The organism is Acinetobacter sp. NRRL B-65365 (assembly GCF_001605865.1).
Taxonomy (GTDB): Bacteria; Pseudomonadota; Gammaproteobacteria; order Pseudomonadales; family Moraxellaceae; genus Acinetobacter; species Acinetobacter vivianii.
In genome coordinates this window covers 22,146-38,033 of sequence record NZ_LRPD01000005.1, presented here as the reverse complement: position 1 = coordinate 38,033, position 15,888 = coordinate 22,146, and the positions used below count along the sequence as shown (strand labels likewise).

The following is a 15,888-nucleotide window of genomic DNA, read 5'->3' as shown; positions in this document are numbered from 1 at the left end:
GCATTTTTTAATAAGATGTCTAGGAAATGATAGGGGCGGCTACACAAGTTGATGTTGGGCGTTTACAGAGAAGTTAATCCATAAGTTTTCATCATCAAAGTTTTGCACATAAAGATTAATTTTTTGCTGAGGATACATGTTTTCTGATCCTAAAATAGATTCACAATCTTTGTAGTTAACTAAACCCAAAAAAATTTCATTATATTTAACAATAACACCTTGAGGATAGAAACAAACAATCTCTGTATCAATACTTTGATTGATGTGAAGTTTGCATTTTAAGCTATTCCATGCATCTAAATGTCGCGATGTAGATTTATGCCAAAAGTTTAAAAACTCTTCTTTTGTCGTTACAGATAATTGTTCTAAATTTTCAGAAAAACTTCCTTCTGGAAGAAATAAATTAGATTGTTCATCGATAACAGCTGAATTTAAAATTATTGTTGACGTGATAAAAATTGCTCTTAAGCAGTAATATTCCTGATCTAATTCATACAGGTCTATTACGCCATCTCTATCTGTATTTTTATAGTAAGAGTACATGAGAGTCCATATTAGAACGTTTTATCAACGTCCTAATATCATTTCTAAAACAAATTTACTGCCCATAAAACCGATTGCGAGCAGGACAAAACCTGTAATGGTGAAACGAATTGCTTTGCGTCCACGCCAGCCAAACTTGTAATGTCCGATCAATAATGCGCCGTATAAGAACCATGAAATGATACTAAATGCAGTTTTATGTGCGAGATGTTGGGCAAAAAAGTTATCAATGGTAAAGAAGCCGAACAATAATGCGGCTGTAAGCAGGCCAAATCCAGTAATAATCAAGTCAAATAATAATGACTCCATCACCTGAAATGGTGGAAGCAAATTCACCCAGATACGACGTTTTTGTTTCTTTTTTAGTTCCCGATCCTGAAACCAGAGCAGAACAGCATGAATGGTTGCCATGAGCAGCACAGCATAAGCAGACAGGGACAAAATGATATGTAAGTCCAGACCAAAACTATGTTGTTCAATAATTTGATTTGGCTGGCTAAAAGCGAAGCCGAGAATTAAACCAAAAGCGGCTACAGGCGTTCCAATCAGGTTCAATGGCAGGATCGGGCGAATCAGGCTCAGGATCAGACTGAGTGCCAACATGAGTCCAGAAGTGAAGGACATCAGGTTGAATACATCATAATTCACCCCAATAGATGTCAGCATGTCTTGGGAAAGGACAGTCGCATGCAGCACTAGTCCTAAACCGACCATCAGGCCATAACACCAAAGATTTGGAGTACGTTTTGACATTAAACGAATAAACAAATACCAGAATGAACTGGTATAGGCGATAAGTGCCAAAATTGTGTAAACCAAGGGGAGACTGATCATGTCAAACCTTTTTTAGGAGGATGAATAATATTCACCATATAAGATATAAATTCGCTTCGAACTACAGTATCCTATAGCATCTTATGCATAAATTTTCTATTTTAAGAAAGATTTTTTTGCAACTAGCCATTTTAAGCGGATTTCGCAATGTTTGATACCTTAACAGAACGACTCACACAGAGTTTAAGAAATGTTACTGGCTCAGGGCAGCTGACCGAAGACAATATTAAAGATACCCTACGTGAAGTACGTATGGCACTTCTTGAAGCCGATGTGGCGTTACCTGTAACTCGTGAATTTATCGCGAAGGTTAAGGAAGAAGCGCTCGGTCAAGAAGTCATGACTCAGCTTTCTCCTGGTCAGGCATTTGTAAAGATTGTCTATGATGAACTCACCAAGATGATGGGTGAGGCAAATGAAACATTAGATTTAAGTGCAAAACCACCAGTTGTTGTGCTTCTTGCCGGTTTGCAAGGTGCAGGTAAAACCACGACTGCTGCAAAATTGGCACGTTTCTTAAAAGAACGCCAAAAGAAAAAAGTAATGACGGTGTCTGCCGACGTTTATCGTCCAGCAGCGATCAAGCAGTTAGAAACCGTATCGAATGAAGTCGGTGTCGGTTTCATTCCATCTGAAGCGTCTGAAAAGCCGATTGATATTGTGAATCGTGCGATTGAGCAAGCGAAAATCCAGTTTGCTGATGTTCTAATTGTCGATACAGCAGGTCGTTTACATGTCGATGAAGACATGATGGACGAGATCAAAGAATTACATGCGGCGGTGAAACCAACCGAGACCTTATTCGTTGTTGATGCAATGACAGGTCAGGATGCTGCCAATACTGCAAAAGCGTTTAATGATGCTTTGGCTTTAACTGGTGTGATTCTGACTAAAACTGATGGTGATGCACGCGGTGGTGCAGCACTTTCGGTTCGTGCCATTACTGGTAAGCCAATCAAGTTCTTAGGTATTGGTGAAAAACTGGATGCACTTGAGCCATTCCATCCGGATCGTGTTGCACAACGTATTTTGGGTATGGGTGACGTTCTTTCTTTAGTCGAAGAAGTTGAACGCAAAATCGACAAAGAAAAAGCCGAGAAAATGGCAAAAAAACTGCAAAAAGGCGGTAACTTCAACTTTGAAGATATGCTGATGCAGTTTGAGCAAATGAGCAAAATGGGCGGCATGATGGGCTTCCTAGACAAATTACCAGGCATGAGCAATGCGGGTATTCAGGACGCGATTGAAAAAGCCAATCCTGAAAAGCAAGTGAAGCGTATGGAAGCCATCATTCAGTCAATGACGATCAAAGAGCGTCGTAACCCTGATTTGATTAACCCAAGTCGTAAAAAACGTATTGCTGCTGGTTGTGGTATGGACGTTGCTGAAGTGAATAAATTGATCAAGCAACAGGCACAAATGGCGAAAATGATGAAGAAATTTGCGAATCCATCAGGTATGAGCAAAATGCTGAAATCATTGGGCAATATGCAAAAACAATTTGGTGGCGGTGGTGGTATGGGCCCTTTATTTGGTAGTAATGACCAGAAAAAGTAAGTTCTATCGACTTCCTGAAAGGGCGCGTAATGCGCCTTTTTCTATGCCTATATTTTGAGTGGTATTGTATAAAATTGATACAAAATATTAATGTTAAGAATAATTAAAAAAGCGCAATATATATTTCTAAGTTTATGTTTTTATTGAAAAATAGTGTTAAATATGTCACATAATTCAAAAAATAGCGTATTTATTCTGCATTGTGAAAATGCCGATCCCGATCAGCATTGGTATGGCTGGTTAGAACAACAACTGAAAAGCGATGAGCTTAGGGTTGAGCGTGTATTTCTTGCAGATGCCAGTCATCCCGAAGCGGAGATTTGGCAAACTTGTCTGGAAGCGCAATTAAAAGGGCTGAATGAGCGGAGTATCGTGGTAGCACATGGGCTTTCTTGTGTAGCACTCTCACGATTTTTGGCTCAGAAATTGAAGCAAATGAGCATCAAAGCAGGAATTTTTATTGCTGGTTTTAATGACCCGATTGCTCAACATCCAGAATTTAATGCTTTTATTCAACAAGCTCAGTTTGAGAGCGGCATTCTGAGAGCGAATATTCAGCGACGTCTGGTTTTCTTTTCCAGTAATGATCCCGTGATTCCTGTGCCATTGATGTTTAAATTTTCAAACCTGCTCAATGCCCAGCTGATTGAGGTCGCTCAGGCTGGGCATTTTCGTACAGAAGATGGCTTTAAGGAGTTTCCACAGTTATTACAGGCACTTCAAACCTTGCTCAAAGCTGAATTTAGCTGAACATAGTGTTTTAAACCTTGTAGCAATAAATCCGATTCAACTTGAGGTTGATAATGACTGAGGAATTTAGCAAATAAAGCGGCGTCACCACCTGTTAAGATTAACTTTTTCGGGGATTGCTGCATGATTTGATCAATGGTACTGATCAGACCCAGCAATATACCGTGATGGACTGCATCGACCGTGTTATGACCTGGTTTTAAATTATCAAAGGCAGAGTCTGGAATTTTGATCCCTTTAGTATTCTGGATCAGCGAATCCCGTTGCAGATAGAGATTTGGCAGAATATAACCACCAAGATGCTGTAAACCCTCAACTAGATCGATGGTCAGGGCAGTCCCGCAACCAATTACACAAAAATTTTCAGCTGGCTTTGCCATTGCCAAGACTTGCAGCCAGCGGTCAATCCCGAGCTGGCTTGGTACATCATAACCACATTTCAGACCAGCATACTCTGCATGAACTTTGGCAAAGATAATCGGAATATCCAGAATATTGAGAATCATCTGGATACGCTGATTATTCTCTGAATCGAGTACGGAAGAAATACCGACCTGCGTCAGGTTCTGATGACGAAAATGCTGGATTAAACCCAGTAATAAATCGGCAGGAGATTGCAGGTGTAATTCGGCTGCGTGTTCAAGCACCTGATCGTTCTGTGTAATCCAGTATTTTAAACGGGTATTTCCAATATCAAGCCATAAACTTTTCATGAGCTTTTCCTATTCTCAAACTGAAGCGAGACGTAAGCGACCTTGATAGAATTGCTGGATTTGATCGGTCTTGATCAATACCGCGCCTTCATTGGAGATACCTTGGAATAGTCCCTGAACTTTGCCTTGGGTATGCTCAAATTCCACGTGCTGATTGAGCCAAATCGCGTGGTGGTTAAAACGTTCTGCCAGATTATAACTGCCATGTTCAAACCACTGGGCTGCCTGTTGGATTGCCGTATAGAGTTCAGCAATTAATCCGATTCGGTCGATTGGATCTAAACCGAGCATTTGTAAGGAGGTAATTTGCTGGTCAGCATTTTCCACAGGTGGCGTGGTTAAGTTGATGCCCACCCCAATAATGGCTTGATGAGTCGAAAGCGGCTCTACCAGAATGCCGCCCCATTTCCCTTGAGGACTATATAAATCGTTGGGCCATTTCACTTGTAGTTGAAGACCGTGTAAGCTCGGCATCTGTAGAATATTTAACGCAATTTCCAATGCCAGACGACCGTCTAGTGCTGTCTTGGTCTGGATCAGTGTGCTTAAATAAATGTTTCCTTCAGGAGAGGACCATGGTCGTTGATGTTGACCTCGACCTTGTGTTTGCTGCGCACTGCAAACCAGTCCTGTCGTAATGCCTTTTTCTGCAATTTCACGCATATCATCATTGGTTGATGTCGTGGTGGTCTTGAGTAAAACCACTTCGGGAAACTGATTTTTTGCGTTCAATAATTGTTGAAGCTGGCGGGTTGCGAAATCATCCATCATTTTTACAAGTAGCGTGGTCATTTGTTTATGGAGTTAATCATATATTTGCTGATTGGTGCAATTGCCGGATTTGCTGCGGGGCTATTTGGTGTGGGCGGTGGCTTAATTATTGTGCCGATTTTATATATTGTCTTCACGCAAATGAATTATGACCCGAATGTCATTATGCATATTGCAGTGGGTACATCGTTAGCAACCATTATTGTGACCTCAATTAGTTCGGTAACGGCCCATCATAAGAAAGGTGCGGTGCTTTGGCCCGTGTTTCGTAATCTTGCACCGGGGTTGGTGATAGGATCATTTTTGGGCGCTGGTATTGCCGACTTGATGTCAGGGCAGCATTTGCAACTGGTGATCGGTGTATTTGCAGTCTGGATGGCCTATAAGATGTTTAAAGGGGCCAATGCCGTGGTTGATCCAAATCGACATTTGCCATCCGCACCATTACAGCTGGCTGCGGGTGGTGGCATTGGGGTGGCATCGGCGATTTTTGGTATTGGTGGTGGCAGCTTGACCGTTCCTTATCTTAATCGTCATGGGGTGGTGATGCAAAAAGCAGTGGCGACTTCGGCAGCGTGTGGATTGCCGATCGCTGTAGCAGGTGCATTGGGCTTTATGTGGTTTGGTGCCAAAGAACAGATTGAAGTACCGAATACCATTGGTTATGTGCATGTTTATGCTTTTTTGGGCATTAGTGTCATGAGCTTTATCACCGCGAAATTTGGTGCCAAGGTTGCTCATCTGTTATCGCCAGCCATGTTGAAAAAATGCTTTGCAGGCTTGCTGGTGGTGGTTGGGTGTTATTTCATCTACAAAGGGTTGATGTAGATATTAATTTGTTTCGTTAGTCATGAACTTCAAGAATGGATGAAGATGCTTATGTGTGTATTCATCCATGATTAAATTGCGATTGATTTAATATAAATAATATTTTTTGTGATTTATTCCATAAAGTTATTTTCCGATCAGATGGATGGTTGGCGACTCATGGAAAATATAAATATTTGATAATAAAAATAGAAAAAATGATTTTTTTATCTATTTTGAGAATGGATGGGGGCTTTTTCAGGACGATTGGCTTAAAAAGCAATAAAATTGTCAGACAATGATATAGAATTTATAGGGTGAGATCAGTTAAAACAAAAAAGCGTAAATAGCATTGGACAATGCGTATAACAAAGATAGCGAGGCGCTCATGAATCTCGAAGAGGCTGATAGTCTTTCTGAACAGATTGCAAAATATATTAGTGAACAAATTATTAGCGGTGAGCTGGTTGAAGGCGAACGTATTCAAGAGTTGCGCATTGCGAAAGAATTAGATGTCAGTCGCGGTTCTGTCCGTGAAGCATTGTTATTACTGGAACGTACATATTTAATTGAGATTTTTCCACGACGTGGTGCGATTGTATCTGAAATGTCGGCGCAACAGGTCAAAGCATTGTTTGATACCAATGTGATGGTTCTGGGGCATATCGTGCAACGCATTAGTGAAACTTGGCGTGTCAATGAAGCTGAGCATTTACAAGCTTTACTGGATCAATTGGTTGAGTTCGTCAGGGCGGGTGACATTGAAAAATTTTACGATGCAATCTTTAAATATTTAGCTGAACAACATGAAATGGTGGCAAATCCATATCTCATGCAATTTTATAAAGAACTGTTGCCTTCATTGCGCCGTAGCTATTTTCTTACCTTGAATACCTCGCGTCGGGAGCTACAAGAGTCATTTACCCTGTTTAAGCTGGTGATTGATGCTATTTTGATCCGAAAATCACAACAAGCTGCTTTATTTATGGAAGATTTTTGTCGACACTTGCGTAACCTTGTGTTGGAATCTCTGACACGTATGAAACAGATTGAATTGGCCTGGGCTAGACGCTCACGCCGCTAGTTAGGGCAGTATGCGTTTAAGTAGTTTAAAACTCTCAGGCTTTAAATCTTTCGCCGATAGTACAACATTAAATTTTAAGGCGAACAGAACTGCGGTTGTGGGGCCGAACGGTTGCGGTAAATCCAATGTTATTGATGCGATTCGCTGGGTCATGGGCGAGTCCAACGCACGTCAATTGCGTGGCGGCAGTATGCAGGATGTTATCTTTACTGGGACAGCCAAGCGTAAACCTGTTGGTGTTGCCAGTGTCGAACTTCGTTTTGACAATACCTATGGTAAATTGGGTGGGGCATATAACGCCTATAATGAGCTGGCCGTCCGTCGTCAGGTGACACGTGAAGGGAAATCGGAGTATTTCCTGAATGGTACGCGTTGTCGCCGTCGTGATATTACCGATATTTTCTTGGGCACAGGTTTAGGGCCGCGCTCTTATGCGGTGATTGAACAGGGCATGATTAACCGTCTGGTGGATGCCAAGCCTGAAGAAATGCGGGTCTTTATTGAAGAAGCCGCTGGAGTATCGCGTTATCAGGCACGTCGTCGCGAGACTTTACAGCACTTAGAACATACTGAACAAAATTTGGCACGTTTAGATGACATTGCCGCGGAACTAAAATCACAGCTGAGAAGCTTGAAGCGTCAATCTGAAGCTGCGATTCAATACAAAACCTTAGAAGGGCAGATCCGTACTTTAAAAATTGAGATTCTGTCTTTCCAAGCCAATCAAAGCCAAAAATTACAACAAGAATATACCGTTGAAATGACGGCATTGGGTGAACAATTTAAATTGGTTCGTTCTGAATCACAGACGATTGAACATGATCTGGAAGCGACCAGTGCCTTATTTCAGCGCTTAATTCAGCAGTCTTCGCCATTGCAACATGAGTGGCAGCAGGCAGAGAAAAAACTGGCTGAGTTGAAGATGACACTGGAACAAAAGCAGAGCCTATTCCAGCAGAATAGCAGTAGTCTGGTACAGCTTGAACAGCAGAAAGTACAGACCAAAGAACGTTTACAGTTGTCTGAACTCCAGATCGAAACTTTATCTGCCCAGTTTGATGAGCAAAATGAAACATTGCTGGCATTAGAACAGCAAACACAAACAGCTGAACAAAACGTGAGTGATGTTCAGGCCCAGCAAAAGCAAGCACAACAGCAGTTTGAACAGCTCAAAGCACAGGTCGATAAGCAACAACAGCAAAAGTTGCAGATGGCCGCGCAAATTGAGCAGCTTGCCAAAAATGTGTTGCGAATCGAACAGCAAAAGCAAACGCTACAATCGCAAAGTGGTCAGATTCGAGCGCAGGTTCAAGATGAAGAACAGGCACAACTGGAACAATTGCAGCAACAACTTCATCAAGAGATAGTTGAGCTGGAAGCCGCTATTGAAGAACTACAGCAAAATTTACAGGCGCAACAAGAACAACAACAGCTGGATAAGGCAGATGTGCAGACGCTTAAAACCGAAATACAGGTTTTACTGGCTGAACAAAAGAATTTGAATCAACTGGTGGCAAAACAAAGTCCAAAGCATCAGCAGAATACGGTTCGCTTGATGCAAAGCCTGCGTTTAACCGCGCAAGGTAAAAGCCATGCCAGTATCATTGAAAAGTTCTTGGCCAAATGGTTACAAGCGCATTTACTGGATGATGAACAGTCATTTCAAGAAGGCGTGGCTCGACAATTAAAGACAGCGACGCAACAAGGTATTCAAATTCAACATTTGACCTGTCTAAGTGACTGGATTGAAGCCCCACAGTCTTCATTATGGGCAAATGTTGCCGTGGCTGAGAATCTGGCAATCGCTTTAGCGCATCAAGCAGAGCTCCAACAGGCACAGTCGATTTTAACGCTGGATGGTTATCATGTTGGCGCAGATTGGGTGATTGGTCTGCATTACGATGAAGATAGCCAAAGTGCGCAAGGTATGTTGAGCCATCAAGTGCGTTTAGAGGAAATTGAGCTGCAACTTGCGGAGAAACAACCCAAGCTGCTTGAGCTGGAACAGCAATTTTCTCAACAGCAGCACACCTTGCAACAGCAACAACAACAGTTACAGCAACAACAGCAAAGTCTGAAACAAAAACAGAAAGAGCTGCAACAGCTGGATGTGCAAATTGCCAAATTGCAAAGTACAGCGCAGGCTTTTGTATTGCAGCAACAGCAATTGGCAGATCAACTCAAACAACTGGATCTACAGCTTGAAGAAGATGCGATGCAGCGTGATGATCTGGAAATTGATTTACACGCGCTTGCACTCAAATTAGAAGCGGTATTGCCGAATTATAAAACCTTGCAGTTTCAGGTAGAAAACCTGAATGAACAACTGGATGAGCAACAACAGCAGTTGCTTCAGCAGCAACAGCAACGTGAAAGTCTGCGTCGCCAAACATCTCAGGCCAATCAGCAAATGGAGCTGTTAGAGAAAGATATTTCATTCTTAAAAACGCAGTATCATCAAATTATTGAACAAATTGAACAGGCAAAGAAATTTGTTGATCCGATTCAGTTGGAACTGCCAAATTTAGAGTCACAATTTCAGGAACAATTTCATCAAACTGAAAAATTGCAAAAAAACTGGAATGAATGGCAACTTGAACTGAATCAGATTCAAGAGAAACAGCAGCAGTTGACTGAACAGCGTCATCAAGCCCAGCAAAAAGATGAGCAGGTACGTGAACAGTTAGAGCAAAAGCGTTTGGCTTGGCAGGCAGCCAAATCGGATCGTGAACATTATCTGGAACAACTGAAAGAGTTGAATGCAGAGGCTTTGTCTGATCTGTCGATTGAAATTAAAGATCATCAACAGAAACTGGAAAAGGCACAGCAGCAATTCGAAAAAATTGGTGCGGTCAATCTGGCAGCTTCACAGGAATATGAGGAAGTATCACAGCGTTTTGATGAACTCAGTCATCAGATGCAGGATTTGCAGAATACGGTTGATCAACTGAAAGATGCCATGAAAAGTATTGATCAGGAAACCCGTAAGCTATTCATGACCACTTTTGATCAGGTCAATCAAGAGATGCAAGTCCTTTTCCCTAAAGTCTTTAATGGCGGGGAAGCGAGCTTAAGTCTTGAAGATGACTGGCAATCTGGTGTGAAATTGATGGCGCGTCCACCAGGCAAACGAAACAGTTCATTGGCTCTCTTATCGGGCGGTGAAAAAACCTTGACCGCATTGGCGCTGGTGTTTGCGATCTTTAGATTAAACCCTGCACCATTCTGTGTTTTGGATGAAGTTGATGCGCCTTTGGATGATGCCAACGTTCAGCGGTATTGTAATTTGGTAAAAGAGCTTTCTGAACAGGTGCAATTCATTTACATTACACATAATAAATTGGCGATGACAATGGCAACTGACTTACTGGGAGTGACCATGCCAGAGCCAGGCACATCAAAATTAGTGACTGTCGATTTAGAGCAGGCAAAAGAATACGGGTTAGTTGCGGAGTCATAGTATGGAAATGAATACAATAATAGGCATTGTTATCGCCGTTGTGATTATGCTCGTTGGTTTAATGATGCTTTTAAGAAAACCGAAACCAGTCGAGCCGTCATTAGAAGCGGATTTATATATTAATCCTGAAAGTCAGCAGCCTGTCATCCCTCGTCATGTACGAGATCAAGTTTTACCAGATGAAGTGGTCACCACAACTGAACGTGTTGAACCAAGTCTGAATACAGACGCGGTTGTGGCAGAGACTCCAGTAGAAAAAACAGTTGAGACTGCAAATACCGTAGAAAAAACAGAAGCTATCGTTTCAACAGAAGAAGTCGCTAAAGAAGAAACTGTTGAAACAGTTGTAGAAACTGAAACTGTTCAAAAAGATGAGACCGTGACTGCTGAAGCAGAAACAACAATCGTCTCTGAAAATGCAGAAGCGACAGAGAAAGCTGAGGAAAATAAAACCGAAGCAGAACTCAGCTTGAACCCGAATATCGAAACGGTCGCAATTGAAGAGTTTGATGGCGAAAGTAATATTCTGGATGTGCATTTACACGAACAACAACGTTACGACGATGAAAGTGCTTTAGCTACCGCAGAGCAGATCATTGCTCTGAATGTTTATCCGAATCCACGTCGTGCATTATCGGGTGATAAAGCACTCAAAGTCTTATTAAAATATGGCTTACGTTTCGGTGAAATGTCGTGCTTCCATCGTTATGAAAATACCGATGAACCAAGTGCCTTGATGTTCTCAGTATTGCGTATGACGGATAATGGCCCAGCTGGTTTTGATCTGGAAACCTTATCTGGTGAGCAGGTGCAAGGTCTTGCATTCTTCTTGGCATTACCAAACAGCAAGGCCGTTACGGGTTATGACATGATGACCAGTATTGCGGGTTTAATTGCGCGTGAAGTCGATGGTAAGGTCTATGATGAAAATAATCTGGAATTTACGCCGCAGTTAAAAGAACATTGGCGTCATCACGTGATTGATTATCGACCAAATCAAGCAACAGCTTAATGAATCTTTTATAATAAATTCAGTGAAAAGTTATAGGGCGGTTTTTCCGCCCTTTTATATGGTGAAATTTAAATGGAACACAACTCAGTTATTGAGCAAATGCGTCAGTTAATTCAACTGATTGCAAAACATAATCATGCTTACTATGTGATGGATCAACCTTCCATTTCAGACAGTGAATATGACCATTTATTTCATCAGCTGAAAGCTTTAGAACAACAATATCCAGACTGTATTCAAGCGGATACCCCGACCAATAAAGTGGGTGGTCAAGCCTTATCGAAATTTGAAAGTGTCACTCATGCAGTGCCAATGTTGTCATTGGGCAATGTGTTTAATCAGGAAGACCTGTTTGCTTTTGCCCGTCGTATTGATGAACGTTTACCGAACCAGAAAGTGCAGTATGAAGTAGAGCTGAAACTGGATGGTTTAGCGATTTCACTGTGGTATGAAAATGGTGTATTGGTTCGTGGTGTCACTCGTGGCGATGGCGAGACAGGCGAAGATATTACCCAGAATGTCAAAACCATTCGTAATTTACCTAAAGTATTGTCGAGTCAGCATCAGGCGATTCCACAGTTTCTAGAAGTACGTGGCGAAGTGTTGATGCCAAAGCAAGGCTTTGAAAAGCTCAATGCTGATCAGGAAGCGAAAGGCGATAAAACCTTTGCGAATCCACGTAATGCTGCGGCAGGTAGCTTAAGACAACTTGATCCGAATATTGCAGCCTCACGTCCATTGGCGTTCTATGCTTATGGGATTGCGCAGTGTGTCCCGAATCATGGGCTTGAGACTATGCACGATAGTCTGCATTGGTTGACCAAGTTTGGTTTTGAAATTGCAGAACGTCAATTCCTGTGTGCTTCGATTGAAGAAGTACAACAACGTTACGAACAGATTCAACAAGAACGCCCAGACCTCAAGGTTGAAATTGATGGCATGGTGATTAAGGTGGACAGCCTTAAGCAGCAACAACAATTGGGTTTCTTGAGTCGTGAACCGCGTTGGGCAACGGCCTATAAATTCCCAGCACAGGCTGCACTCACCAAAGTGGAAAATATTGACTGGCAAGTAGGGCGTACAGGAACGCTAACGCCTGTTGCACGTTTAGCGCCAGTCTTTGTTGGTGGCGTGACGGTATCGAATGTGACCTTACATAACATTGGTGAAATTCACCGTTTAGATGTACGTGTTGGCGATACCGTAAGTGTTTACCGTACTGGCGATGTGATTCCAAAGGTCGAGAAGGTCTGGGCGGAGTTTCGTCCTGTGGATGCCGAGATGGTGCATCTTCCAGAAAATTGTCCAGTCTGTGATTCGCCCGTGGTCATGCCAGAAGGTGAGGCATTGGCACGTTGTTCGGGCGGTTTATATTGTGCGGCACAGCGTATTGAAGCGATTCGTCACTTTGTTTCGCGTAAAGCTTTGGATATTGAAGGTCTAGGTGATCGTTGGGTGGAGTCACTTCTACATCTCAACTTACTCAAAGATGTGGCTGATATTTATCATTTGCATGAGCATCGTGACACTTTATTAACCATTGAAAAAATGGGTGAGAAATCGGTTCAGAACCTGATTGATGCGATTGAAGCCAGCAAGAAAACTACTTTGGCACGCTTTATTTATGCCTTGGGGATTCGTGGGGTGGGTGAGACCACAGCGCGTATGCTGGCGAATACTTTTCAGACGCTTGAGGCATTGAAATCAGCGGATATTGAAGCACTCAAGAAAACGCCTGATGTCGGTGATATTACTGCTGAATGGATTGCTGATTTCTTTCAGGCACCGCATAACATTGAGGTACTCGATCGTTTAATGGCAGCAGGTATTCATTGGGATGCACCAACAGCACCAACACGCCAACCCTTGAATGGTGAGAGTTGGGTGGTGACTGGAACGCTGGAAACCATGGGACGTGATGAGGCGACACAAAAGCTTCAAGCTTTAGGTGCACGTGTCAGTGGTAGTGTGTCCAGTAAAACCAAATGTGTGGTTGCAGGTGAGAAAGCGGGTAGTAAGCTGGATAAAGCGCAGAAGTTAGATATTCGCGTGATGAATGAACAAGAGTTCTTGGAATTTTTGGCGCAATACGAGGCTTAATCTACCAAGAAAAGCCCATTCAATGAATGTGAGTTGAATGGGACTATTTAATTAAATCCTGAGACTGGGAAATAATTATCTTGACAGAGTCTTGCCGAGTTTACACTCAATTTCAGGATAAGCTTTCAGCTGGACTTACTTTGGTTTTGCCCAAAGTAAGCAAAACCTGAGGTGCGAATAGCAAAGATTTATCATCTTTGCCGTACCGCAAGGCGAAAGCTATGCTTGAGTATAGACTACGCCGGTTGTTGCTTTTCGCTTCACCAAAGCTTTAGTCGCTTTGGCTTGCTCAGGTTGTGGATGACGTCTCCGAGTACCAAGTTTTAATTAGCTTTGAATGAATATATTGTTTTGAATCAAATATATTTTTTTACAATGCCGTCATCCAGCAATTGTTGGAAATGTTCACAGACACTTTCGCGCACATCGCGATATTCAATCCCTAAATCTTTCACGCTACGTTGTGAATTAAAATAGATGGGATAACCCATATTCAATTTTACAAATTCACGTGAATGGCCGAGGATCGGTGCAACAAAAGAAAAGGCTGTTTTTGGCACAGTAAAGTGCGGGAATGGAAATTTATAGCCAAACTTCTGAGTAAGTGCCTTGCCCATATCCAATAAGCTTAATGTTCCACCACAAATAATATAGCGGCCATGTGCATTTGGATTTAATGCCGCAGCGACGTGTGCATCGGCAACATCACGAACATCGACAATCCCATTCCACATTGGCGGAACACCGAACAAGGTGGTGCCATTACCGAACTGTTGTAGTACTTCAATACTACCTGACTGACTCGCATCGGTCAGGGATGGCCCCATCACTAAAGCCGGGTTAATGCATACCAGATCCCAACGGTTTTGTTGCTCGGCCATTTCCCATGCTTTTCGCTCGGCCATGACTTTTGAATAAGGATAGGGCTGGTGTGTTTCGCTACTGGTTGTGTTCCAGTGATTTTCATCAAATTCATTATTAGCAGTGTCTTGAATCTCAACTGCATCGCCATAAGTTGAGGCAATGCTTGAAGTGAGTACGACACGTTTAACTGATTCAGTGCGATTAACACTGTTCAAAACATTTTCTGTGCCTTTCACCGCAGGCTCAATGATGTCTTTAACGGCATCTTTATAATTGGTGACAACGAAAGGCGATGCGGTATGAATCACGATCTCGCAATCTTTCATCGCTTCATCAAATGAACCTGATTCAAGCAAATCTGCTTTGAAGAACTGGATTTGTCCCGCTGATTGCTCTGCCAGATCATACAAATGCTGGATCTTATTTTTCTTTGATGGGTCACGTACAGTTGCATGAACTGTATGACCTTGATTCAACAGACGTTCGATAATCCAGCCTGCAATATAACCCGTCGCGCCAGTGACCAAAATTGGTTTGCTTTTATCCATTGTGGTTTCCACATTATGTTTTTGTGATTGCTGTTATTTACCGAATTTCGCTTAAACAAACAACAGCTGAGCAGTCATTTTTTATGATTTTTTGATTAAAACATCGGCGAAATAAGAAGCATTGCTAATGGTTACAAAAAATCAAACAAATGATTTTCAATAGAATTATCTCTTTTTAATGTGACAAATGATATGCAAAGGCTTATTTTATTTACATAAATTCAGTCAATTCGAACTGTAAATGCGTATGTTTCTCATTTTAATTTTATAAAAATCATAAACTTACACATATTTGTTTTTGCAATTCTGTTCTAACTTGACCATAATATTGTCATTCGATAGGAGTAAGTATTATGCGTGGCAATCCAGAAGTCATCGACTATTTAAATATGCTCATTGGCGGTGAATTGGCTGCTCGTGATCAATATTTAATTCATTCAAGAATGTACGAAGATTGGGGTCTGAATAAGATCTATGAGCGTATCGACCATGAAATGCAGGAAGAAGCATCTCATGCTGACGCAATCATTCGTCGTGTTTTGTTCCTTGGTGCTCAACCGAATATGAATCGTGAAGATATCAATGTTGGTACAGATGTTGTGAGCTGCTTAAAGGCAGATTTAGCACTTGAATATCATGTACGTGAAAAACTTGCGACAGGTATCAAACTGTGTGAAGAGAAAGGCGATTTTATCAGCCGTGATATGTTACGCCAGCAGCTTTCTGATACAGAAGAAGATCATACCTACTGGTTAGAAAAGCAATTACGTTTAATTGAATTGATTGGTCTACAAAATTATATTCAATCACAAATCTAATAAATTGCTGCACATGCAGTAATTAAA

General features: G+C 41.9%; 13 protein-coding genes. 8 read left to right on the top strand and 5 right to left on the bottom strand.

Translation table 11 applies throughout. The features are described 5' to 3' along the window. Positions 1 to 39: 39 nt before the first annotated feature. Positions 40 to 543, bottom strand: a complete 504-nt coding sequence (locus tag AWW72_RS03290; RefSeq protein WP_062846445.1) for a hypothetical protein — start codon at positions 541 to 543, stop codon at positions 40 to 42. Positions 544 to 567: 24 nt separating this feature from the next. Further along, entirely contained in the window at positions 568 to 1,377 is an 810-nt protein-coding gene (locus AWW72_RS03285; RefSeq protein ID WP_005256228.1) for a cytochrome C assembly family protein, read from the bottom strand. A 147-nt stretch (positions 1,378 to 1,524) separates the two neighbouring features. Between AWW72_RS03285 and ffh the strand changes: the two genes are divergently transcribed. Next, complete coding sequence (gene ffh, locus AWW72_RS03280) at positions 1,525 to 2,934, top strand: signal recognition particle protein (protein ID WP_004770827.1); 1,410 nt, start codon at positions 1,525 to 1,527, stop codon at positions 2,932 to 2,934. 162 nt (positions 2,935 to 3,096) lie between these two features. Then, on the top strand, positions 3,097 to 3,684 hold the full coding sequence (locus AWW72_RS03275) for an RBBP9/YdeN family alpha/beta hydrolase (protein WP_062846444.1): 588 nt from the start codon (positions 3,097 to 3,099) through the stop codon (positions 3,682 to 3,684). On the opposite strand, the gene AWW72_RS03270 is transcribed toward AWW72_RS03275, so the two are convergent. Further along, positions 3,654 to 4,397, bottom strand: coding sequence for a pantothenate kinase (locus tag AWW72_RS03270; protein WP_047430970.1), 744 nt, complete (start codon positions 4,395 to 4,397; stop codon positions 3,654 to 3,656). The two genes, AWW72_RS03275 and AWW72_RS03270, sit on opposite strands and share 31 nt — an antisense overlap. A 15-nt stretch (positions 4,398 to 4,412) precedes the next feature. Further along, positions 4,413 to 5,189 (bottom strand): biotin--[acetyl-CoA-carboxylase] ligase, encoded by a 777-nt coding sequence (locus AWW72_RS03265; protein ID WP_004770833.1) that lies wholly within the window; start codon positions 5,187 to 5,189, stop codon positions 4,413 to 4,415. 6 nt (positions 5,190 to 5,195) lie between these two features. Here AWW72_RS03265 and AWW72_RS03260 point away from each other — a divergent pair, with 6 nt between their 5' ends. The 5 genes from AWW72_RS03260 to ligA all read left to right on the top strand — a co-directional run bounded on the left by AWW72_RS03260 (position 5,196) and on the right by ligA (position 13,631). Further along, entirely contained in the window at positions 5,196 to 5,996 is an 801-nt protein-coding gene (locus AWW72_RS03260; protein WP_062846443.1) for a sulfite exporter TauE/SafE family protein, read from the top strand. 367 nt (positions 5,997 to 6,363) lie between these two features. Beyond that, entirely contained in the window at positions 6,364 to 7,059 is a 696-nt protein-coding gene (locus AWW72_RS03255; protein ID WP_004770835.1) for a GntR family transcriptional regulator, read from the top strand. A 10-nt stretch (positions 7,060 to 7,069) separates the two neighbouring features. Then, positions 7,070 to 10,519 (top strand): chromosome segregation protein SMC, encoded by a 3,450-nt coding sequence (gene smc, locus AWW72_RS03250; protein ID WP_062846442.1) that lies wholly within the window; start codon positions 7,070 to 7,072, stop codon positions 10,517 to 10,519. A gap of 1 nt (position 10,520) precedes the next feature. Further along, positions 10,521 to 11,531 (top strand): cell division protein ZipA C-terminal FtsZ-binding domain-containing protein, encoded by a 1,011-nt coding sequence (locus AWW72_RS03245; RefSeq protein WP_062846441.1) that lies wholly within the window; start codon positions 10,521 to 10,523, stop codon positions 11,529 to 11,531. A 72-nt stretch (positions 11,532 to 11,603) separates the two neighbouring features. Then, positions 11,604 to 13,631, top strand: a complete 2,028-nt coding sequence (gene ligA / locus AWW72_RS03240) for an NAD-dependent DNA ligase LigA (protein ID WP_062846440.1) — start codon at positions 11,604 to 11,606, stop codon at positions 13,629 to 13,631. 356 nt (positions 13,632 to 13,987) lie between these two features. On the opposite strand, the gene AWW72_RS03235 is transcribed toward ligA, so the two are convergent. After that, complete coding sequence (locus AWW72_RS03235) at positions 13,988 to 15,043, bottom strand: SDR family oxidoreductase (RefSeq protein ID WP_047430987.1); 1,056 nt, start codon at positions 15,041 to 15,043, stop codon at positions 13,988 to 13,990. 353 nt (positions 15,044 to 15,396) lie between these two features. Here AWW72_RS03235 and ftn point away from each other — a divergent pair, with 353 nt between their 5' ends. Continuing rightward, complete coding sequence (gene ftn, locus AWW72_RS03230) at positions 15,397 to 15,861, top strand: heteropolymeric bacterioferritin subunit Ftn (RefSeq protein WP_047430990.1); 465 nt, start codon at positions 15,397 to 15,399, stop codon at positions 15,859 to 15,861. Positions 15,862 to 15,888 lie beyond the last annotated feature (27 nt).

Bases quoted from the DNA above. Each gene is read 5' to 3' on its own strand.
- smc (WP_062846442.1), top strand. From the start codon at position 7,070: ATGCGTTTAAGTAGTTTAAAACTCTCAGGCTTTAAATCTTTCGCCGAT.
- AWW72_RS03275 (WP_062846444.1), top strand. From the start codon at position 3,097: ATGTCACATAATTCAAAAAATAGCGTATTTATTCTGCATTGTGAAAAT.
- ftn (WP_047430990.1), top strand. From the start codon at position 15,397: ATGCGTGGCAATCCAGAAGTCATCGACTATTTAAATATGCTCATTGGC.
- AWW72_RS03265 (WP_004770833.1), bottom strand. From the start codon at position 5,189: ATGACCACGCTACTTGTAAAAATGATGGATGATTTCGCAACCCGCCAG.
- AWW72_RS03245 (WP_062846441.1), top strand. From the start codon at position 10,521: ATGGAAATGAATACAATAATAGGCATTGTTATCGCCGTTGTGATTATG.
- ffh (WP_004770827.1), top strand. From the start codon at position 1,525: ATGTTTGATACCTTAACAGAACGACTCACACAGAGTTTAAGAAATGTT.
- ligA (WP_062846440.1), top strand. From the start codon at position 11,604: ATGGAACACAACTCAGTTATTGAGCAAATGCGTCAGTTAATTCAACTG.
- AWW72_RS03285 (WP_005256228.1), bottom strand. From the start codon at position 1,377: ATGATCAGTCTCCCCTTGGTTTACACAATTTTGGCACTTATCGCCTAT.
- AWW72_RS03270 (WP_047430970.1), bottom strand. From the start codon at position 4,397: ATGAAAAGTTTATGGCTTGATATTGGAAATACCCGTTTAAAATACTGG.
- AWW72_RS03235 (WP_047430987.1), bottom strand. From the start codon at position 15,043: ATGGATAAAAGCAAACCAATTTTGGTCACTGGCGCGACGGGTTATATT.
- AWW72_RS03260 (WP_062846443.1), top strand. From the start codon at position 5,196: ATGGAGTTAATCATATATTTGCTGATTGGTGCAATTGCCGGATTTGCT.
- AWW72_RS03255 (WP_004770835.1), top strand. From the start codon at position 6,364: ATGAATCTCGAAGAGGCTGATAGTCTTTCTGAACAGATTGCAAAATAT.
- AWW72_RS03290 (WP_062846445.1), bottom strand. From the start codon at position 543: ATGTACTCTTACTATAAAAATACAGATAGAGATGGCGTAATAGACCTG.